The following is a 20,154-nucleotide window of genomic DNA, read 5'->3' as shown; positions in this document are numbered from 1 at the left end:
CCATGGCCCTCCTGGAAGGATCCATGAAAAAGTATTTCCTGCTCTATGCCAAGGGCATTGCCATGGGCGCTGCGGATGTCGTGCCTGGCGTGTCCGGCGGCACCATCGCGTTCATCAGTGGTATCTACGACGAACTGCTGCGTTCCATCGCCAGTGTGCCCGAGGCGCTGATGCAACTGGTGCGTGGACGAATCAAAGCGGCCTGGCAAACGGCTAATGCCACCTTTCTGCTGGTGCTGCTGGCCGGGATACTGACCAGCATTCTCAGTCTGGCGCGGTTGATCACCTACCTGTTGGCACATCATCCGGTACCGGTCTGGTCGTTCTTCTTCGGCCTGATCCTGGTGTCGGTCTACCTGGTGGGGCGCGACATCGGGCGTTGGAACTGGAGCCGTTACCTGAGTTTTCTCCTCGGACTGGCCTTTGCCTACTGGATCACCGTAGCCGCGCCAATCCAATGGGGCAGCGATCCGCTGACGTTGTTCTTCGCCGGTGCCATCGCCATCTGCGCGATGATCCTGCCGGGCATTTCCGGTAGCTTCATCCTGCTCCTGCTGGGGCTGTATGCCACTGTGCTGGGCGCGGTGAAGAGCCTGGATCTAGGAGTGCTGGCCGTGTTCGCGGCAGGCTGCCTGGTCGGCTTGCTGAGCTTCGCGCGTCTGCTCAGCTGGATGTTGTCGCACTGGCGTGACCTGACTCTGGCATTTCTCACCGGCCTGATGCTGGGCTCGCTGAACAAGGTTTGGCCCTGGAAGGAGACCATCAGTTGGCGTGTCGACAGCAAGGGTGAGCAGGTGCCATTGCTGCAGCATAATCTGCTGCCCGGCCAGTTCGCCGAGGTCAGCGGCCAGGATTCCCAGTTGCTGTTGGCCATCTTCCTGGCCTTCGCCGGTATTTTCGTCGTGCTTGCGCTCGAGTGGCTGGCGCGGCGCAAGCCGCAAGTGGCTGCTTGATCCGGCACAATAGCGCATCATGATCGTACTTCGGGATCGTTCAAGGGAGCACTGGGTGAGTCGTACAACCGTTCACGCGCTGATTTTCAGAGCCGTTGACCTTCGTCTGCTCACCTCGCTGCTGGGTGCTATGCTGCTTTCCGGTTGCGTCAGCTCGCCACCCGGTGGCGTCCAGGTCGTCGATCGTGGCCAGAATCAGGGACGAGCTCCGCTGATCCAGCGCCAGCCGGTGCGCACCGGTCACTACGTGGTACAGCGTGGCGATACGCTGTACTCCATTGCCTTCCGCTTCGGCTGGGACTGGAAGGCGCTCGCGGCGCACAACGGCTTGCGTGATCCCTACCTGATCCGGGTCGGTCAGGTCATTCGTTTCGATAATCGTCAGGCGTCCGGATCGCCGGTCGTAGCCAGTGCACCGAGCAACCCGGCTCCCCAGGCTCCACCGTCTCAGCCAGTCAGTCAGCCTGTTGTCGTAACTGCCCCAGTAGCGACAGCCCCCAAGCAGCCCGTAGCGAGTACACCAGCTACCACCCCGGTCACGCCAGTGACCCGCTCGGCAACCGGTTGGGCCTGGCCCACTCAAGGGGCGGTGATCAGTCGTTTTTCCTCAAACGGCAGTTTGAATAAAGGCATTGATATCGCAGGGGAATTAGGACAGCCTGTTTTAGCTGCGTCTGATGGATCGGTGGTGTACGCCGGGAGTGGTTTGCGGGGCTACGGCGAATTGGTCATCATCAAGCACAGCGACACCTACGTTAGCGCTTACGGTCACAACCGTAGGCTGTTGGTTCGGGAGGGGCAGCAGGTCAAGGCTGGGCAACGTATTGCCGAGATGGGGTCCACAGGGGCCGACCGGGTGAAGCTTCATTTCGAGATTCGCCGTCAGGGAAAACCTGTCGATCCGCTGCAGTATCTGCCTAACCGTTGATCCGTCGCCCATCCGTTCCACTACGTGGGAGGGACGGGCTCAGGTGTGGCCAGGACGTGTCCGCCAGAGCTTGTTGTCGAACTCATCTTGGGACTACAACAATGGCTCTCATAAAAGAAGAAGCGCCGGAGTTTGACGTCGACGATGAACTGCTCCTCATGGAGCCAGGCATCGTTTTGGGCGAGGTTCAGAACGACGAGGCGCAAATGCCAACGTCGCGTGCCAAAGCCAAACACGCCACCCCCTCCAAACAGCACAAGCACATCGATTACACCCGGGCGCTGGACGCCACTCAGCTTTACCTCAATGAAATCGGCTTCTCGCCGCTGCTGACTCCCGATGAGGAGGTGCACTTCGCGCGGCTCGCGCAGAAGGGCGATCCCGCCGGGCGCAAACGCATGATCGAGAGCAATCTGCGCCTGGTCGTGAAGATCGCGCGGCGTTACGTCAACCGTGGGTTGTCACTGCTCGACTTGATCGAGGAGGGCAATCTGGGCTTGATTCGCGCCGTGGAGAAATTCGACCCGGAGCGCGGCTTCCGCTTCTCCACCTATGCGACCTGGTGGATCCGTCAAACCATCGAGCGCGCGATCATGAATCAGACGCGCACGATTCGCTTGCCGATCCATGTGGTCAAGGAGCTCAACGTCTACCTGCGCGCGGCGCGTGAGTTGACCCAGAAGCTCGACCATGAGCCCTCTGCCGAGGAGATCGCCAATCTGTTGGAGAAGCCTGTCGGTGAGGTCAAGCGCATGCTCGGCCTGAACGAGCGTGTCTCTTCCGTGGACGTTTCGCTCGGGCCGGACTCCGACAAGACCCTGCTCGATACCCTGACCGATGACCGCCCGACGGATCCCTGTGAGTTGCTGCAGGATGACGATCTTTCGCAAAGCATCGATCAGTGGCTGTCGGATCTGACCGAGAAGCAGCGCGAGGTCGTGGTGCGCCGTTTCGGCCTCCGTGGTCACGAGAGCTGCACGCTCGAAGAGGTGGGGCAGGAAATCGGCCTGACGCGTGAGCGGGTCAGACAGATTCAGGTCGAGGCGCTCAAGCGTCTACGCGAAATCCTCGAGAAGAACGGCTTGTCCAGCGACGCATTGTTTCAGTAACAATGCGCTTTCGACGAACCCCGGCCATGGCCGGGGTTCGCCTTTTATGGGCCTTGCCCGTGATTCTTCTATGAACCCTGAGCGGTACGGTTTTTAGAAGCTCATTGTCAGCCATCGCTTACAACTGGCGTCAGCCTTTGTGGCAAGGCGAGTCTGGATATCAGCGCATTTCGTCTCTTAAAATTTATAACCCTTTGTTTTTATTTGATTTATTCGTAATGCGGGTGTCTCTGATCGACTGTCAGAGCGTGCTGCAGGGGAGTTGAGCTGATTCTGCCAGCGGGTAATATCGGTTCCGTACTCAGGGACAAGCACAGATCATCAGGATGATGATCAGGAACATCGCATGATGCGATTCATCAGGATGATGGAGTTGGGAGACGAAGGGACTAGGGAATAAAAGTGGGCGGCGCAAGCCGCCCCTTTTTTTGCCTGTGAAAAGGCCTTGGCACAAATAAAAAGACCCGCATATCGCGGGTCTTCTCGTTTCGGGCGAACTCAGCGCTCGAGATGTTGCAGCTTGTCCTTAACGCCATCCCACTCTTCGGCATCTGCCAGGGCGTCTTTCTTCTCGGTGATGTTCGGCCACACTTCAGCCAGATCGGCGTTCAGTTCGATGAACTCCTGCATGTCCTCTGGCACTTCATCTTCGGAGAAGATCGCCTGTGCCGGGCACTCGGGCTCGCACAGGGCGCAGTCGATGCACTCGTCCGGGTGGATCACCAGGAAGTTCGGGCCTTCGTAGAAGCAATCGACCGGGCAGACTTCCACGCAGTCGGTGTATTTGCACTTGATGCAGTTGTCGGTAACGACGAAGGTCATGTCTGATTCTCTCCTCGGGCGGCGGCCTGGGTTCTTTCTGCGAAGAATCTCCAGGCGTTCTGTCAGTGCCGCGGCTCAGGCTGTAAACCGGGCTGTCGTAAAAATGCGCGCGATTCTAACAGCTTGCGCGCGTTAGCGTTAGATCCGTGTCTTCCAGCTATATAGCAGTTCCAGCGCCTTGCGCGGACTCAGATCATCCGGATTGATCTTCTGCAATTCCTCCAGCAACGGATGCGGCACGCTGGCGAACAGATCGCTTTGCATCGGCACTTGTGGCTGGCCAGGCGATTGCTTGGGCAAGTCGTGCGGTAGGCTCGTCGCTTCCAGGCGCGCCAGGTGCTCGCGCGCGCGGCTGATCACCGTACCCGGCACGCCCGCCAATTGTGCTACGGCCAGGCCGTAGCTCTGGCTCGCCGGGCCGGGTTGAACGTGATGGAGGAAGACGATGCGCTCGTTGTGCTCGGTGGCGGAGAGGTGCACGTTGGCCACCACCGGTTCGCTTTCCGGCAGTACGGTCAGCTCGAAGTAATGGGTGGCGAACAGGGTGAAGGCACGCAGGTGCGCCAGGTGCTCGGCTGCCGACCAGGCCAGGGACAGACCATCGAAGGTGCTGGTTCCCCGACCGACTTCGTCCATCAGCACTAGGCTACGTTCGCTGGCGTTGTGCAGGATGTTAGCGGTTTCGCTCATCTCCACCATGAAGGTGGAGCGGCCGCCCGCCAGATCATCGCTGGAACCGATACGGGTGAAGATACGGTCGACCAACGACAACTCGCAGGCCGCAGCTGGCACGAAGCTGCCGATATGGGCCAGCAGCACGATCAGCGCAGTCTGGCGCATGTAGGTGGATTTACCGCCCATGTTCGGCCCGGTGATGACCAGCATGCGGCGGTTGTCGTCGAGGTCCAGGTCGTTGGCCACGAAGGGCGTGGTGAGCACCTGCTCGACCACCGGGTGGCGCCCCTGGTTGATGCGCATGCAGGGCTCTTCGACGAAGCGCGGGCGATTGAGGTCGAGATTCAGCGCGCGCTCGGCCAGATTGCTCAGTACGTCCAGTTCGGCCAGTGCCGCAGCGCTGTCCTGCAGCGGGGCGAGGTGGCCGATCAGGCGTTCGAGCAACTCGTCGTAGAGCATCTTCTCGCGTGCCAGGGCGCGGCTCTTGGCCGACAGTGCCTTGTCCTCGAACTCCTTCAGCTCCGGGGTAATGAAGCGCTCGGCGCCCTTGAGCGTCTGCCGGCGGATGTAGTCGGCCGGCGCCGACTCGGCTTGTTTGGTCGGCAGCTCGATGAAGTAGCCATGCACACGGTTGTAGCCCACCTTGAGATTGGCCAGACCGGTACGGGCTTTCTCGCGGGCTTCCAGATCCATGAGGAACTGGCCGGCGTTCTCGCTCATCGATTGCAACTCGTCCAGCTCGGCGTCGTAGCCGGTCTTGAGGACGCCGCCGTCGCGGATCACCGCTGGCGGGTTGTCGATGATGGCGCGGGCCAGCAGGTCGGCCAGTTCCGGATAGGTGGCGATGCTCAAAGCCAGTTGCTGCAGGTGTGGGGTGTCCAGCGTGGTCATCGCCCGTTGCAGCTCGGGCAGCGCAGCCAGCGCATCGCGCAGGCGGGCCAGGTCGCGCGGGCGGGCGTTGCGCAGGCCGATACGGGCGAGTATGCGCTCCAGGTCACCGATTTCCTTGAGCTGCGGTTGCAGCGTTTCGAAGCGGTAGCCGTCGAGCAGGCAGGCGATGGCCTCCTGGCGCGCTTCGAGCACCGTGCGATCACGCAGCGGGCGGTTCAGCCAACGGCCCAGCAGGCGGCTGGCCATGGCGGTCTGGCAGCGATCCATGACTGATTGCAGGGTATTGTCGCGGCCGCCAGCGAGGTTGATGTCCAGCTCCAGGTTGCGGCGGCTGGCGCCATCGAGGATCACGGTGTCGTCCAGACGCTCATGACGCAGGCTGCGCAGGTGGGGCAGGGCGGTGCGCTGGGTTTCCTTGGCATAAGCCAACAGGCAACCGGCGGCGCCGATGGCCAGGGTCAGGTTCTCGCAGCCGAAGCCTTTCAGGTCTTGGGTGCCGAATTGCTGACACAGGCTCTTGAAGGCGCTGTCACGGTCAAAATCCCAGGGGGCGCGGCGGCGCGAACCCTTGCGCTTCTCGGCAGGCAGGCCCTGCGGCCAGTCGTCCGGAATCAGCAGTTCGGCAGGGTTCAGGCGCTCCAATTCGGCCAACAGGTTTTCCCAGCCCTTGATCTCCTGCACGCTGAAGCGGCCGCTGGTGATATCCAGCACGGCCAGGCCGAACAGGCGTTCATCTCCGAGCACGGCAGCCAACAGGTTGTCGCGATGTTCATCGAGCAGAGCTTCGTCGCTGATGGTGCCGGGGGTGATGATGCGTACCACCTGGCGTTCCACCGGGCCCTTGCTGGTCGCCGGATCGCCGATCTGTTCGCAGATCACCACCGACTCGCCAAGCTTGACCAGCTTGGCCAGGTAACCTTCTACCGAGTGGAAGGGAATGCCGCACATGGGGATCGACTGACCGGCCGACTGACCGCGGGCGGTCAGGGTGATATCCAGCAGCTTGGCTGCCTTCTTCGCGTCTTCGTAGAAAATTTCGTAGAAGTCACCCATGCGATAGAACATCAGCTGATCCGGGTGCTGGTTCTTCAGTTTCCAGTACTGCTGCATCATCGGGGTGTGGGCTGAAAGATCCGTCATGGTTTCCGCTGTCCGGCTTAAATCGCAAAAGCGCCTAGTGTAGGGTATCGGGCTGGCCCGTTTCACCCCGGAGAACGACATGGATTCCATCAGCCAACTGGCCGCGCAGCTCGGACGACAATTGCAGGCCGCCCATGCTCAGGTGACGACGGCCGAGTCCTGCACAGGGGGGGGGATCGCCGAGGCGATCACCCGCATTCCTGGTAGCTCCGCCTGGTTCGAGGCTGGCTACGTGACCTATTCCAATGTTCAGAAAACGCGGCAACTTGGCGTCTGTGCCGACTTTTTCAGCACGGTCGGGGCTGTCAGCCAGGAGGTCGTCGAAGCCATGGTTCGTGGCGCCCAGGCTCACAGTGGAGCGCGTTATGCCGTAGCGGTCAGTGGTGTGGCGGGGCCTGATGGCGGTTCACCCGAGAAGCCTGTGGGCACTGTCTGGCTGGCCTGGGGGGACGGAGAGCGTCTTTTCAGCCTGCGCAAGCAGTTTGCCGGTAACCGCGATCAGGTGCGCCGACAGACGGTCGAGGCCGCACTGGCTGGGCTCATCAGCCTGCTATCAGGGGAAAATCCGCTGGCGGGGTAGGCGGATGGCTTGCTCTGTGGAATAATACTGGCTACTTATACAGTTGTTGGCGGCCATCGAGGCCCTTGTGAATACGTGAGGATGGTAATGGACGAGAACAAGAAGCGCGCCTTGGCGGCTGCCCTGGGTCAGATCGAGAAACAATTCGGCAAAGGCGCCGTGATGCGCATGGGCGATCACGAGCGGCAGGCCATTCCGGCCATCTCCACTGGTTCGCTCGGGCTGGACATCGCTCTGGGCATCGGTGGCCTACCGAAAGGCCGTATCGTGGAAATATACGGCCCGGAATCCTCGGGTAAGACCACGCTGACGCTCTCGGTAATCGCCGAAGCGCAGAAGATGGGGGCGACCTGTGCCTTCGTCGACGCCGAGCACGCCCTCGATCCCGATTACGCGGGCAAGCTTGGCGTCAATGTCGATGACCTGCTGGTTTCGCAGCCGGATACCGGCGAGCAAGCGCTGGAAATCACCGACATGCTGGTGCGCTCCAATGCCGTCGACGTGATCATCGTCGACTCCGTGGCCGCTCTGGTGCCCAAGGCCGAGATCGAAGGCGAGATGGGTGACATGCATGTTGGTCTGCAGGCGCGTCTGATGAGCCAGGCACTGCGCAAGATCACGGGCAACATCAAGAACGCCAATTGCCTGGTGATCTTCATCAACCAGATCCGTATGAAGATCGGTGTGATGTTTGGCAGCCCGGAAACCACCACCGGCGGTAATGCGCTGAAGTTCTACTCCTCGGTTCGTCTCGACATCCGCCGTACCGGCGCGGTGAAAGAAGGTGAGGAAGTGGTGGGCAGTGAAACCCGCGTGAAGATCGTCAAGAACAAGGTGGCGCCGCCATTCCGCCAGGCCGAGTTCCAGATTCTTTACGGCAAGGGTATCTATCGCAACGGCGAGATCATCGATCTCGGCGTCCAGCAAGGTCTGGTCGAGAAGTCGGGTGCCTGGTACAGCTATCAGGGCAACAAGATTGGCCAGGGCAAGGCCAACGCCGCGAAGTACCTGGAGGACAATCCGGCTGTTGCACGCGAGATCGAAGGTCAGATCCGCGACAAATTGCTCGTAGGCGGTGCGCCTGCCAAGGCTTCGGCCGAGGATATGGCTGACGCCGAAGTCGACTTCTAAAGCATGCCGGTCGTGCTGGACAGCCCGTCGGCAGTGCGGCGGGCGGCCATGGATCTGCTGGCGCGGCGTGAGCACGGTCGTGTCGAGTTGTCGCGCAAGCTCCTGCGGCGTGGTGCGCCGCAAGAGCTGATCGACGCTGCGCTGGAGCGCCTCGCCGCGGAGGGGCTGCTCTCAGAGGCCCGCTATCTGGAAAGTTTCGTCGCATCACGGGCGCGAGCTGGCTACGGCCCGCAACGCATTCGTGAGGAGTTGTCGCAACGCGGGCTTGCGCGGGGTGATATCGATCAGGCGTTGCGTGATAGCGGCGTTGACTGGTTCACCCAGTTGCGTGAAGTCTGGCAGCGCAAGTTTGCAGGTTGTCTGCCCGGCGATGCACGCGAGCGTGCTCAACAGGGGCGCTTCCTGGCCTATCGTGGCTATTCCATGGAAATGATCGGTCGCCTGTTGAGTGGCCGTGGCGAGTGGGACTAGCCGGTCAGGTCGTGCAGGTAGGTGAGCATGTCCGGTGCGCCGGCCAATCGCAGACCTTCTCCCAAAGCCGTGGCTTGCGGATGATCCTTGGGTAGCAATAGCAGTTCGGGCGTGCCTGCGCTCTTCCAGAGTGACAGGCGGGCATAAGGCATGCCGCTATCCAGTAACAGCCCCATGAATGCCGGGTCGTTCCAGGCTTCGCAGGGCATCGCCAGGACGTGATAACGCTGCTCAAGGCTCGCCAGAGCGTTGGAGTCGAGGCGGTAATGCGTCAAGTTGGCAGGCAGCATCACTTCCAGGCCGCGGCGGCGGGCATAAACGATTGCGCCCGCGAAGTTCGCGCCTTGCTGTTCTCCAGCCCAGAACGTGCGCTGAGCGCGCCAACTGGCCTGGCGCAGTTCGATCGGATCGCCCGCCAGATAGCGGGGCAGTGCCAGGCTGAATGTACGGATGAAATCCTTGTAGCTGATGATGCGAACCTGTTTGCAGTGTTCGCTCGCGGCGTAATCCTCGAACGTTCGATAGCTCGCGCCATTGGCAAGCGTATTGGAGAAACCGTCGACCAGGCGTAGATCGAAGGACTGCAGAGTGTATTGCTCGATGGACACCACGCCGGCCAGGGCGGCGTGTGCCAGGGCTTTGTCTTCCTGCACCGGCCCGGAAAGCGCGTCGCGCGGTAAATCCACCAGCCGGTAAAGAGGCGGGCCGTCTTGCCAGACAATGCTGTCATGCTGTGCTGGCAGTGGCTTGAATGGCAACTGCAGGGCGCTTGCGCGCAGGAATGTCTGTCGCGCACCGCGGCCGATCAAGCCCAGGCGTTGGGCTAGCGAGGTCAGCCGAGTGCTGAAAGTCTGAGGCTCGGGCAGAGTCATGGCCAACAGGCGGCTCCAGATGGATCTGCTTCATTGTGGCAGACAGTGCTGGCTGCTGCATGCAGGCAGGCGCCACGGGCAAAACTGTAGGGTCTGCGCTGTGGCAGAATAGCTGCATTCATTTGCGAGGGTGCCTCCATGCCCAGCCTGGTGCTGGATATCGCGTTATCGGCGGAACGGGTGCAAGCCATCTATCGCGGCCATGCCAACCGGATTATGGCGCAAAGCCGTGACGGACGCCGAGTCAGTTTACCTGCACACCATTTCCGGCCCTTTCTGACTCATACCGGCATCCATGGTTCCTTCGAGCTGGAGTTCAGTCTCGAGGGCGAGTTACTGAGTCTGCGTCGACTGGGCTGATGCGCGACGCGCCTCGCGTCGTTGCGGGATCGGCGGCTATAATCGCGACCCTCCATCTTCTGCCGAGCTGAGCCTGTCCATGTACTCCCTGGCCCGCGAGCTGCTATTCAAGTTGTCCCCGGAAACCTCCCACGAGCTGTCGATCGATCTGATCGGCGCTGGCGGTCGCCTGGGGCTAAATGCACTTCTGACCAAGGCGCCGACGAGCCTGCCGACCCAGGTAATGGGGCTGCAGTTCGCCAATCCGGTAGGCCTGGCCGCCGGGCTGGACAAGAACGGTGATGCCATCGACGGCTTCGCGCAGTTGGGCTTCGGTTTTGTCGAGATCGGCACCGTCACCCCGCGCCCCCAACCGGGCAACCCCAAGCCGCGTCTGTTCCGCCTGCCGCAGGCTGAAGCGGTGATCAACCGTATGGGCTTCAACAACCTTGGCGTCGATCACCTGCTGCAACGGGTGCAGGCAGCGAAGTTCAAAGGCGTGCTTGGCATCAATATTGGCAAGAATTTCGACACGCCCGTCGAGCGCGCCGTGGATGATTACCTGGCCTGCCTGGACAAGGTCTACGCACATGCCAGCTACGTGACGGTCAACGTCAGCTCGCCCAATACACCCGGGTTGCGCAGCCTGCAGTTCGGTGATCAGCTCAAGGCTCTGCTTGAGGCGTTGCGCCTGCGCCAGGAAGATCTGGCCCAATTGCATGGCAAGCGCGTACCACTGGCCATCAAGATCGCCCCTGACATGAATGATGAAGAGACCGCTCTGGTGGCCGCTGCTCTGGTCGAGGCAGGTATGGATGCGGTGATCGCCACCAATACCACCTTGAGCCGTGAGGGTGTCGAAGGGTTGGCGCACAGCGAAGAAGCAGGCGGCCTTTCCGGAGCCCCGGTGCGCGACAAGAGCACGCATGTAGTCAAGGTGCTGGCAGGTGAGTTGGGCGGACGCCTGCCGATCATCGCGGTCGGCGGTATTACCGAAGGCAAGCATGCTGCGGAGAAGATCGCTGCCGGGGCGAGTCTGGTGCAGATTTACTCTGGGTTCATCTACAAGGGGCCGGCGCTGATCCGTGAAGCCGTGGATGCGATTGCCGCCATCCGCAAATGAAAAGGGGCTCCCTCTGGAGCCCCTGGGCTTGCGCCCGCCGCCCGGATGGGGTCGGCATGGTGAAGTCTGAAGAGTCTTGGAGCCTGGCTAACTGATTGGGCAGTAGAACCAGGCTCCTGAATCAGCCGACAGCGTGAAGTTCGTTGAGTCGGTGGATACCGGCCGCGCCGGTGAGCCCGTCCCAGTTGTCGCCACGGCCCTCACGCCAGCCGTTCATCCAGGCTTGACGTACCGATGGCAGGGTGAATGGGCAAAGTTCGCGGGATTTACCATTGATGCCGTATTGATAGCCGCGCAGAAAAGCTCGTTCTAACGGATCACGCTTAAGTCTTCTCATAGGGTGTTGCCCTCACTGTTGACTGTTATGTCCCGTTGGCCTCGTGGCGAGGCCTGGCAGATGGATGTCTGCCTGCGGAGGTCGCTGCCGGCGTGGCGAGCCTCCTGTTGCGTTCGCCGTTGCAGCGAAGCCTTAGGTAGAGTTCTAACGAATGCCCTCTGCCCTGTGAATGATCGATTTGTCATAAGGGCGTAACCTTATCGAGGGTCAAGCCATAAGTAGACTGGTCATGCGTCCAGTCAGCGCCAGCCAAACGGCGTGAAGACTGGGCTGCAACTGCGGCGCTGTCACCGTGATGGCGCAAATGAGATTGCTGCTTATTCCGACGAAGGGTCGCGCTGCGACGCTTTGTCACTTAATGTGAGTCGAGGTGCGTTGCACCTTTTTTACCTGCCACTGGCACTGGATTGTTCATGTCCGAGCGTTACGAAATCGTACTTACCTGCCCCAAGGGGATCGAAGGCCTGCTGCTGGAAGAGGCGCGCAGTCTCGGTCTGGAAGAGGCGCGCGAGCAGACCGCGGCTGTCCGCGGGCAGGGCGATCTGGAGGTGGCTTATCGGCTGTGCCTCTGGTCGCGTCTGGCCAACCGCGTGCTGCTGGTGTTGTCGCGCTTCTCCATGGGCAGCGCCGAGCAGTTGTATGAGGGTGTTCAGGCCGTGGACTGGCGTGATCATCTGGAGCCGGCGGGCAGTCTGGCCGTCGAGTTCAGTGGCCATGGTTCCGGCATCGACAACACGCATTTCGGCGCATTGAAGGTCAAGGACGCTATCGTCGACCGCCTGCGCACCCGCACGGGCGAGCGGCCGAGCATCGACAAGCTCAACCCGGATCTGCGCGTGCACCTGCGCCTCGACCGGGGCGAGGCCGTGTTGTCGCTGGATCTGTCTGGGCATAGCCTGCACCAGCGTGGTTATCGTCTGCAGCAGGGCGCCGCACCTCTCAAGGAGAACCTTGCCGCGGCCGTGCTGATCCGTGCCGGTTGGCCGCGTATCGCTGCCGAGGGCGGCGCTCTGGCCGACCCCATGTGCGGGGTGGGTACCTTCCTCGTCGAGGCGGCGCTGATGGCGGCCGATATCGCCCCCAATCTGAAGCGCGAGCGCTGGGGTTTTTCCAACTGGCTCGGTCATGTGCCGGCGCTGTGGAAAAAACTGCATGTCGAGGCCGAGCAGCGTGCTGCCGCCGGTCTGGCCAAGCCGCCGCTGTGGATTCGAGGTTACGAGGCGGATCCCCGGCTGATCCAGCCGGGGCGCAACAACGTCGAGCGCGCTGGATTGGCCGACTGGGTGAAGATCTATCAAGGCGAACTCGGTACCTTCGAGCCGCGCCCCGACCAGAATCAGAAAGGTCTGGTGATCAGCAACCCGCCCTACGGTGAGCGTCTGGGCGACGAGGCCAGCCTGCTGTACCTCTATCAGAATCTCGGTGAGCGCCTGCGTCAGGCCTGTCTGGGCTGGGAGGCTGCGGTGTTCACCGGGGCACCTGAGCTGGGCAAGCGCATGGGGCTGCGCAGCCATAAGCAATATGCCTTCTGGAACGGTGCGCTGCCGTGCAAGCTGTTGTTGATCAAGGTGCAGACCGAGCAGTTCGTCACCGGTGAGCGCAAGGTGCGTAGCGAGGAAGACGTACCCGCCGAGGCGGCGACGCCGGCGCGCTTGTCCGAAGGTGGGCAGATGTTCGCCAATCGCCTGCAGAAGAACCTCAAGCAACTGGGCAAATGGGCGCGCCGCGAGGGTGTGGAGTGCTACCGCCTGTACGATGCCGACATGCCCGAGTATGCCCTGGCGGTCGATCTGTACCGCGACTGGGTGCACGTGCAGGAGTACGCTGCGCCGCGTTCGATCGACCCGGAGAAGGCGCAGGCGCGCCTGCTCGATGCCCTGGCTGCGATTCCACAAGCGCTGGGCGTGGCCCAGAACCGTGTGGTGATCAAGCGCCGTGAGCGTCAGGTCGGCACCAAGCAGTATCAGCGCCAGGCCGCTCAGGGGCAGTTCATGGAGGTGGTCGAGGGCGGCGTGAAGTTGTTGGTCAACCTGACCGATTACCTCGACACCGGCCTGTTCCTCGATCATCGTCCGCTGCGCCTGCGTCTGCAGAAGGAGGCCGCAGGCAAGCGCTTCCTCAACCTGTTCTGCTACACCGCGACGGCTACCGTGCATGCCGCAAAGGGCGGTGCGCGTAGCACTACCAGTGTCGATCTGTCGAAGACCTATCTCGATTGGGCACGACGCAATCTCTCGCTCAACGGCTTTTCCGACAAGCACCGTCTGGAGCAGGCCAACGTCATGGAATGGCTGCAGGCTGACCGCCAGGAATACGATCTGGTCTTCATCGATCCGCCAACCTTCTCCAACTCCAAGCGCATGGAGGGCGTGTTCGACGTGCAGCGTGACCACATCGAGCTGATCGACATGGCCATGGCGCGTCTGGCGCGTGGTGGCGTGTTGTACTTCTCCAACAACTTCCGCAAGTTCCAACTCGATGAAGGGCTGGCGGCGCGTTATCAGGTGGAGGAGATCAGTGTGCAGACGCTGGATGCGGATTTCGCGCGCAATCCCAAGATCCACCGTGCCTGGCGCTTCACGGCACGATAGCGCGAGAACGGCAGGTGATGACTGAGGCGTTCAGTCATCACCTGCCGATATCAGGCTGGATGGACAAAGCGCCATCCGCCGTGCGTTCTGACTCAGCGTTTCGGCTGCTTGTAGGTGTCCAGCAACACCTGATCGAGGATGGAGCTGGCGCCCCAGGGTTTCGGATCGTTGAGAATCGCCACCACGGCCCAGTCCTGCCCATTGCTGTCGCGGCTGTAGCCGGCGATGGCGCGCACATTGTTCAGGGTTCCCGTCTTGATGTGCGCTTCACCAGCCAGCGGCGTACGGCGCAGACGTTTGCGCATGGTGCCGTCCATTGCCGCCAGCGGCAGGGAGCTGCGGAACTCGGCGGCATAGGGGCTGCGCCAGGCGGCCTGGAGGATGGCAGCCATCTCGCGTGCGCTGATGCGCTCTGCCCGCGACAACCCTGAACCATTCTCCATGACCAGTTGCGAGGCCGTGATGCCTTTGCGCGCCAGCCAGCTGCGAATCACCCGTTGAGCGGCCATGCCGTCGTCCTTGTCGGCCGCGGTGCGGAAGTGCGCGCCGAGGCTGAGGAACAGCTGCTTGGCCATGGTGTTGTTGCTGTACTTGTTGATGTCGCGGATCACTTCCACCAGATCCGGTGATTGCGCCTGCACCAGCAGACGCGCCTTCTCCGGTACCTGGCCCTGACGATCCTTGCCGAGGATCTTGCCGCCCAGCTCCTGCCAGATCCCGCGTACTGCACCAGCGGCGTAACTGGGGTGGTCGAGCAGCGACAGGTAGGTCTGTGCGCTGCAGCCCTCGGGGAGCTTGCCGGTGACGATCACCGTGGTGCCGTCGTACTGGCTGACCGGGTTGTAGCGCACGTCCGGCCAGGCGGGGCAGGGCGCGGACTTGAGCAGCTTGACCTGGTTGTCGATACGGATTGAGGGGATCGGCGGATCCATGGCGATCTGCACCTTGCCCTCGGCGGCGCGAGCGACGAAACGCTGCGCCTTGAGGTTGACCAGCAGCGCATCAGGCTTGACCAGGAAGGGCTTGTTCTCATCGCCGCCGTCGTCATTGAAGGCAGGTAGCTGCGGGGTGACGAAGAAACTGCGGTCGAGCACCAGATCGCCCTGAACCTGCTGTACGCCGTTGATGCGCAGATCACGCAGCAACAGCCAGAGCTTCTCCATGTTCAGCTTGGGATCGCCACCGCCCTTGAGATAGAGGTTGCCTTGCAGCACACCGTTCTCCAGCGGGCCGTCGGCATAGAACTCGGTTTGCCAGTGGTGGGTCGGCCCCAGCAGTTCCAGTGCGGCGAAGGTGGTAACCAGCTTCATGGTCGATGCCGGGTTGACCGAAACGTCGGCATTGAACTGCAAGCCACCAGGCTGGCCACTGAGCGGCAGTGTCACCACGGACAGCGATTGGGTGGAAATCTTGTTCGCTCGCAGAGCTTTTTCGACATTCGCCGGCAGGCTGATGGACGTTGCCGCGTAGGTGGTCAGAGCGAGGGGGAGCAGAAAGGCGCCGAGCGCCAGTTGGCGAAACCGTTGGATCATCGAGAAAACCTTCCGCGTGCAGCGGAGCAACGATAGATGGGCAGGGACGAATGGCGCCCATTATGCCGTACGGCTGTGCTTTTGCACGCGATCAAGACGGGCTATCGGGCGTGGAAACTGCTAGAGTGCCGCGCGTTATCACCTAAGAGGAAAGTTACATGGCGACCAATCGTTCCCGCCGTCTGCGCAAGAAGCTCTGTGTCGATGAATTCCAGGAACTGGGCTTCGAGCTGACCCTGAACTTCAAGGCCGACCTGAGCGATCAGGTGATCGACAGTTTCATCGACCAGTTCCTGGACGATGCCATCGCCGGCAATGGTCTGGACTACGTCGGTGGCGAAGATTATGGCCTGGTGTGCCTGGCCAAACGTGGTTCGGTCAACGAAGAGCAGCGCAGTGCCGTCGAAGCCTGGCTCAAGGGCCGTGACGAGCTGCAGGGCTTCGAGGTCAGCCCGCTGCTCGATGTCTGGTATCCGGGTAATCCGATCAACCAGGCGTGAGCCTGTGGAGTGCCGGGCTCCCGGCACTCTCTCTTTGCTCGTTCAGGCCAGCCCTGCCTTCGCCAGGATGGCCTGTTCGTCCAGCGCATCGATCTGCTGCTTCTGCATGAAACGTTCGGCGTAACGCATTGCGACGCCCGAACGAATGAAGAGCGCGAACAAATCGGGGTCGATATGCGCGCCTCGGCACATCCCGGCCATGATGTTCAGCGCCTCGGATAGTGTCTTGCCCTTTTTGTAAGGGCGATCTACCGCCGTCAGGGCTTCGAAGATATCGGCGATGGCCATCATCCTGGCCGGCAGGCTCATCTGCTCGCGTGTCAGGCGCTTGGGGTAGCCGCTGCCGTCCATTTTTTCATGATGACCGCCAGCGATCTCGGCGACGTTCTGCAGGTGCCGTGGAAATGGCAGGCGGCTGAGCATGAGTATGGTCTGCACGATGTGGTGGTTGATGATGTAGCGCTCCTCGGCCGTCAGCGTGCCTCGGCCGATGCCGAGGTTGTGCAGTTCGCCGCGGTTGAATTTGTAGGTGGGCACTTCCAGTTGGAAACCCCAGGGGTTGTCCGCATCGATGCGCTCCTGTTCGGCGCGTTCGATCAGGTGCTCGGGGCGATCGGCCAGCAGCGGCTCGGCGACCGGCAGAGCGGCCGCTGGCGTGCGCTCCAGGCGTTGGGCCTCTTCCCAGGACACCCCAAGACGGTTGTCGAGCGTGCGCAGCCAGCGGCGCTGGGCGATCTGCTGGAGGCGGGCGAGATCGGCTTCGGCCATGGCTTCTCCGCCGAGGTTGGTGTGGGCGACGAAGGCGAATTCGTCGTCGAGTTGGCCCAGCAACTCGTCGCGCAGCAGGGCCAATGCCTGCGTATCGCCACCCTCGGCGCAGCCTTTCCAGTAGCTGACCCAGGCATCGCGCTTGAGCACTTCGAAGCGCATGCGTATTTCGTGGATGCGGTCGTACAGGGTTTCCAGCTTGGTGGCCTTGTCCACCACGTATTCCGGGGTGGTGACCTTGCCGCAGTCGTGCAGCCAGGCCGCGATATGCAGTGCTTCCCACTCTTCCTCGTTGGGTTGGTAGTCGCTAAAGGCCGGTGCATCGCTATTGGCCGCAGCCTCGGCGAGCATCAGGGTGATTTCCGGCACGCGCTGGCAATGGCCGCCGGTGTAGGGGCTCTTGGCGTCGATGGCGCCAGCGATCAACTGGATGAAGGCGTCCAGCAGCTGTTTCTGCCGGGCCAGCAGACGCTGGCTTTCGATACACAGGGCTGCGCTGCCGGAAACCGCATCGACGAATGCCACGCGCTCGGGGCTGAGCATGCTGTCGTCCTGTTCGCCGCTATCGCGCTGCAGCAGCACCAGCACACCGACCGTTTCGCCCTGGCGATTGTGCAGGCCGGCGGCGATCAGGTGCAGGCGCGGGCTATCCATGGCCGACAGCAGACCGCGGAACTGGCCGGCCTGGTCGAAGCCGATTGAGGTCGCGACGCTATTGCCACCGCGTGCCGGGCCGCTGAGCCATGCCGGCAGGCTGCTGTCATCACGCTGCAACGCCTCGATGCCGAGCGCCGCTATGGACTGGCTTTCGCCGTCGATCAACACACCCTGGGGCTCCAGGCGCGCGCTGTCGGCGTCGAGCAGGTAGAGCAGCCCGCCCTGAGCCTCGCTGATGGCCACGGTGGAATCCATCACCCGCTTGATCAGCGTCTCGAAGCGGGTTTCCGCCGAGAGGCTGGCGGCGATGTCGAGAAAGCGTGACAGCGTGTCCTTCATGTGGGTCATGGACAGCGCCAACTGGTCGACTTCGAGGATCGGCGAGCGGCCGCTGGCCGGATGGCCGAAGTCGAAGCGGCGAATGGCCTCGGCTTCCTCGACCAGCGAGCGCAGCGGCTTGACCACCAGCCGCGAGGTCAGCCAGCCCAGTGGCAGGCACAGCAGCAGCGTGGTCAGGGTGATCAGGGCGCCCTGCCAGCGGATGCGATAGGCCTCGGCCAGCAATTCGTGCTCCGGCACCAGCAGGGCCAGATTCAGCCCTTGCGGGCCGCCTTCACGAATATGGCGCTGAGCCATGACCCAGCGCTGATGAGCCAGTTCGATCACGCCCTGGCTTTGCTCGCCCAGGTTGCGTTCGAGCAGCTCGCCGAGTGCGGGATTGAGGTCGCGCACCTTGACCCGGCTGGTGCGCCCATCTTTCTCTGCCAGCAAGCGGCTGCTGTCCGGATAGGCGACCGCATTGCCGTCGCTGTCCGCCAGCACCACTTCGCTGTTGGGCGTCACACGATGGGCGGCGAGGGTGGCGGACAGGTCGTCGAGGGTGAGATCGGCCGCCAGCACGGTGGTCAACCCGGTACGGCGTGCCAGGGTGGTGCCGATCTCCTGGGTGGAGAAGAACAGGTAGGGCGCGGTCGTAATCTGCCCGCCATCACCCCGGGCGCGCTTGAACCAGTCGCGCTCGCGCGGATCGTAGCGCTCGCTGAGGTTCTGCCGGCGGCTCAGCAGATTCAGCGAGCCGTCATAGAACAGGTAGTCGCTGGCCGTGCCAATGCTGCTGCGCTCGATGGCCCAGACCTGAAAGGCGGCCTTGTCCGGGGCATCGAAGCGCTCCTTGAGTACGTCGCTGCGCAGGGGGCGCACCATGAAGAAGTCGCCATCCTCGTAGCCGAGATAGATCGACGCCAGTTTGGGGTTGTCGCGCAGCGCCTGGACGAACAGCGGTAGCAGGGCGAGGCGGTCGTCGAGGTTGTCGGCCTGGGTCGAGGGGTTGAGTGCGATCAGGCTGAGCAGGTGGCGAATGGGTCGGTAGGTGCTGTCCAGATCCTTCTCGACGTCGAGCTGGATACGCTCGAACAGCGTGCTGCTGCTGGAGAAGATCAGGTGGCTGGTCTGTCGGTAGTTGAACAGGCCGAGCACAACGCCGGTAAAGAGCAGAAGCAGGGTGAACAGCACGCTGATGTGAACGTGCAGGGGAAAACGGCGTTCGCGGGGAACTGCTGCCTTGAGCATCGCTCTTCACTCCTTGGTCGCGCTGCGGACGACGGTTCGGGCTGGCTGATAAGGCGAGCCCTCTGAAGCGTAGTGAAGAGTTGGCCGACTTGCTGGGACGTCAGTGCTGAGTCTTGTCGGTCTGTGCACTGCCTGGCGTTTTTCCCAGGCGCAATTGCAGCGCATGGATCAGCAAGGCCACCGCCAGCGCCAGGGCGGTGCCGATCAGCGCGTTGAACAGGCGCACTTCGGGCAGATGCCAGTCGCGCGAAAGACTTTCGGCCAGCAGCACGAAACACAGGCTGGTCTGCAGGACGAACAGGCCATAGTGATTGGCCTGCAGGGCGCGGCTGAGGACGATCAGCGGCAGCAGCATCATCACCATCATCGGCGGGCTCTGCAGGCTGTGCCCGAGCAGGATCAGCAGCCCGGCGGCAGCAAGGCTGGCGAGGCTGGCCTGAACGGCACGCACCAGGCTGTTGTGAAAATCCAGCTGCAGCGTGGTGATCACTGCCAAGGTCAACCAATAGCCGCGCGACAAGCCGGCGAGGTTGACCACCAGCCCCGATGCGGCAAAGGCCAGCATGCAGGCCAGTGCGTGCAGGCGCCACTGGCGACGCGGCAGACGCTGGGCATGTCGACGCAGTACCTTGAGCAGGCTGATCACGCGCGGCATGTAGGGCCACATGCGCAGGCCATGCACGCCGCGCAGACCGAACGCCAGCAGCATCACCCACAGGCCGCCGAGGCTGAACAGCGTGGCTACGGCATAGGGGTTGTGCAAGTTGCCCATGCCGAACTGGCCCTGGCCGAGGCACAGACAGATCGACAGGCCGATGCCGAGCTTGCCTGCCTCGCTGCCGAAGCGTTGCAGCCAGGCCAGCAGCAGGCCGAACGTGGCGAACAGCGCGAGGCTGATCAGCGGATGGCTGCCGGCCCAGAAACCCAGGCCGGCGCTGCAGGCGCCAAGGGCGGTGAGTAGCAGCATGCGCAGCATGCCGAAGCGATGCAGCGGATTGGCCTGCGCCGCCTGAAACGCGCCCACCGACGCCCAGAGAAAGCCCGTGTGCGAGGTAAACAGGCCCAGCAGCAAGGGCAGGGCGCAGCCCAGCCCGGCGATCACGGCGGGGCCCCAGGCGGGTGGCCCGGCATGCCAGGTGAAGCTGTTGCGAATCAGGTTCTTCATG

Annotated in this window: 17 protein-coding genes; 10 read left to right on the top strand and 7 right to left on the bottom strand. The window is 62.3% G+C overall.

Going from position 1 to position 20,154, the window contains the following annotated elements; translation table 11 throughout:
• Positions 1–23: 23 nt before the first annotated feature.
• From VC352_RS04565 to rpoS, 3 genes are all read left to right on the top strand, one after another.
• Complete coding sequence (locus VC352_RS04565) at positions 24–953, top strand: DUF368 domain-containing protein (protein ID WP_322978398.1); 930 nt, start codon at positions 24–26, stop codon at positions 951–953.
• Positions 954–1,008: 55 nt separating this feature from the next.
• Entirely contained in the window at positions 1,009–1,881 is an 873-nt protein-coding gene (locus VC352_RS04560) for a peptidoglycan DD-metalloendopeptidase family protein (protein WP_416340084.1), read from the top strand.
• A gap of 101 nt (positions 1,882–1,982) precedes the next feature.
• Positions 1,983–2,990, top strand: a complete 1,008-nt coding sequence (gene rpoS / locus VC352_RS04555; RefSeq protein WP_322978397.1) for an RNA polymerase sigma factor RpoS — start codon at positions 1,983–1,985, stop codon at positions 2,988–2,990.
• 498 nt (positions 2,991–3,488) lie between these two features.
• Here the strand turns inward: rpoS and fdxA are convergent, their stop codons facing one another.
• Together fdxA and mutS are read right to left on the bottom strand one after the other, a co-directional pair.
• Positions 3,489–3,812, bottom strand: a complete 324-nt coding sequence (gene fdxA / locus VC352_RS04550) for a ferredoxin FdxA (protein ID WP_021441853.1) — start codon at positions 3,810–3,812, stop codon at positions 3,489–3,491.
• A 138-nt stretch (positions 3,813–3,950) separates the two neighbouring features.
• Positions 3,951–6,518 (bottom strand): DNA mismatch repair protein MutS, encoded by a 2,568-nt coding sequence (gene mutS, locus VC352_RS04545; protein ID WP_322978396.1) that lies wholly within the window; start codon positions 6,516–6,518, stop codon positions 3,951–3,953.
• A 79-nt stretch (positions 6,519–6,597) separates the two neighbouring features.
• On the opposite strand from mutS, the gene VC352_RS04540 reads away from it, so the two are divergent.
• The 3 genes from VC352_RS04540 (at position 6,598) to recX (ending at position 8,700) form a co-directional block, all read left to right on the top strand.
• Positions 6,598–7,098 carry a CinA family protein gene (locus VC352_RS04540; protein ID WP_322978395.1) on the top strand — a complete coding sequence of 167 codons (501 nt, stop codon included), beginning with the start codon at positions 6,598–6,600 and terminating at the stop codon, positions 7,096–7,098.
• A gap of 87 nt (positions 7,099–7,185) precedes the next feature.
• Complete coding sequence (recA, locus tag VC352_RS04535) at positions 7,186–8,229, top strand: recombinase RecA (RefSeq protein ID WP_322978394.1); 1,044 nt, start codon at positions 7,186–7,188, stop codon at positions 8,227–8,229.
• A 3-nt stretch (positions 8,230–8,232) separates the two neighbouring features.
• Positions 8,233–8,700, top strand: coding sequence for a recombination regulator RecX (gene recX / locus VC352_RS04530; protein ID WP_322978393.1), 468 nt, complete (start codon positions 8,233–8,235; stop codon positions 8,698–8,700).
• On the opposite strand, the gene VC352_RS04525 is transcribed toward recX, so the two are convergent.
• Positions 8,697–9,572, bottom strand: a complete 876-nt coding sequence (locus VC352_RS04525; RefSeq protein WP_322978392.1) for a DUF6685 family protein — start codon at positions 9,570–9,572, stop codon at positions 8,697–8,699. The two genes, recX and VC352_RS04525, sit on opposite strands and share 4 nt — an antisense overlap.
• A 138-nt stretch (positions 9,573–9,710) precedes the next feature.
• Between VC352_RS04525 and VC352_RS04520 the strand changes: the two genes are divergently transcribed.
• Positions 9,711–9,932: a DUF2835 domain-containing protein gene (locus VC352_RS04520; protein ID WP_322978391.1), complete on the top strand. Its 222-nt coding sequence runs from the start codon at positions 9,711–9,713 to the stop codon at positions 9,930–9,932.
• 79 nt (positions 9,933–10,011) lie between these two features.
• The gene (locus tag VC352_RS04515) at positions 10,012–11,034 is read left to right on the top strand and encodes a quinone-dependent dihydroorotate dehydrogenase (protein WP_322978390.1); all 1,023 of its coding nucleotides are present in this window, start codon (positions 10,012–10,014) and stop codon (positions 11,032–11,034) included.
• Between the two features lie 121 nt (positions 11,035–11,155).
• On the opposite strand, the gene rmf is transcribed toward VC352_RS04515, so the two are convergent.
• Positions 11,156–11,371 (bottom strand): ribosome modulation factor, encoded by a 216-nt coding sequence (gene rmf, locus VC352_RS04510; RefSeq protein ID WP_322978389.1) that lies wholly within the window; start codon positions 11,369–11,371, stop codon positions 11,156–11,158.
• A 413-nt stretch (positions 11,372–11,784) separates the two neighbouring features.
• Here rmf and rlmKL point away from each other — a divergent pair, with 413 nt between their 5' ends.
• On the top strand, positions 11,785–13,962 hold the full coding sequence (gene rlmKL / locus VC352_RS04505) for a bifunctional 23S rRNA (guanine(2069)-N(7))-methyltransferase RlmK/23S rRNA (guanine(2445)-N(2))-methyltransferase RlmL (protein WP_322978388.1): 2,178 nt from the start codon (positions 11,785–11,787) through the stop codon (positions 13,960–13,962).
• Between the two features lie 92 nt (positions 13,963–14,054).
• Here rlmKL and dacB read toward each other — a convergent pair whose 3' ends face one another.
• Positions 14,055–15,494, bottom strand: coding sequence for a D-alanyl-D-alanine carboxypeptidase/D-alanyl-D-alanine-endopeptidase (gene dacB, locus VC352_RS04500; RefSeq protein WP_322978387.1), 1,440 nt, complete (start codon positions 15,492–15,494; stop codon positions 14,055–14,057).
• A 158-nt stretch (positions 15,495–15,652) separates the two neighbouring features.
• On the opposite strand from dacB, the gene VC352_RS04495 reads away from it, so the two are divergent.
• The gene (locus VC352_RS04495) at positions 15,653–15,994 is read left to right on the top strand and encodes a YggL family protein (RefSeq protein WP_322978386.1); all 342 of its coding nucleotides are present in this window, start codon (positions 15,653–15,655) and stop codon (positions 15,992–15,994) included.
• A 42-nt stretch (positions 15,995–16,036) separates the two neighbouring features.
• Here the strand turns inward: VC352_RS04495 and VC352_RS04490 are convergent, their stop codons facing one another.
• Positions 16,037–18,988, bottom strand: coding sequence for an HD domain-containing phosphohydrolase (locus VC352_RS04490; protein WP_322978385.1), 2,952 nt, complete (start codon positions 18,986–18,988; stop codon positions 16,037–16,039).
• Positions 18,989–19,088: 100 nt separating this feature from the next.
• Positions 19,089–20,153, bottom strand: a complete 1,065-nt coding sequence (locus VC352_RS04485) for an FUSC family protein (RefSeq protein WP_322978384.1) — start codon at positions 20,151–20,153, stop codon at positions 19,089–19,091.
• Between the last annotated feature and the right edge of the window lies 1 nt (position 20,154).

Source organism: Pseudomonas sp. C11, assembly GCF_034683865.1.
Lineage (GTDB): Bacteria > Pseudomonadota > Gammaproteobacteria > Pseudomonadales > Pseudomonadaceae > Aquipseudomonas.
Note: the sequence above shows the minus strand (reverse complement) of the source record. Positions and strands in the feature narration are given on the sequence as shown.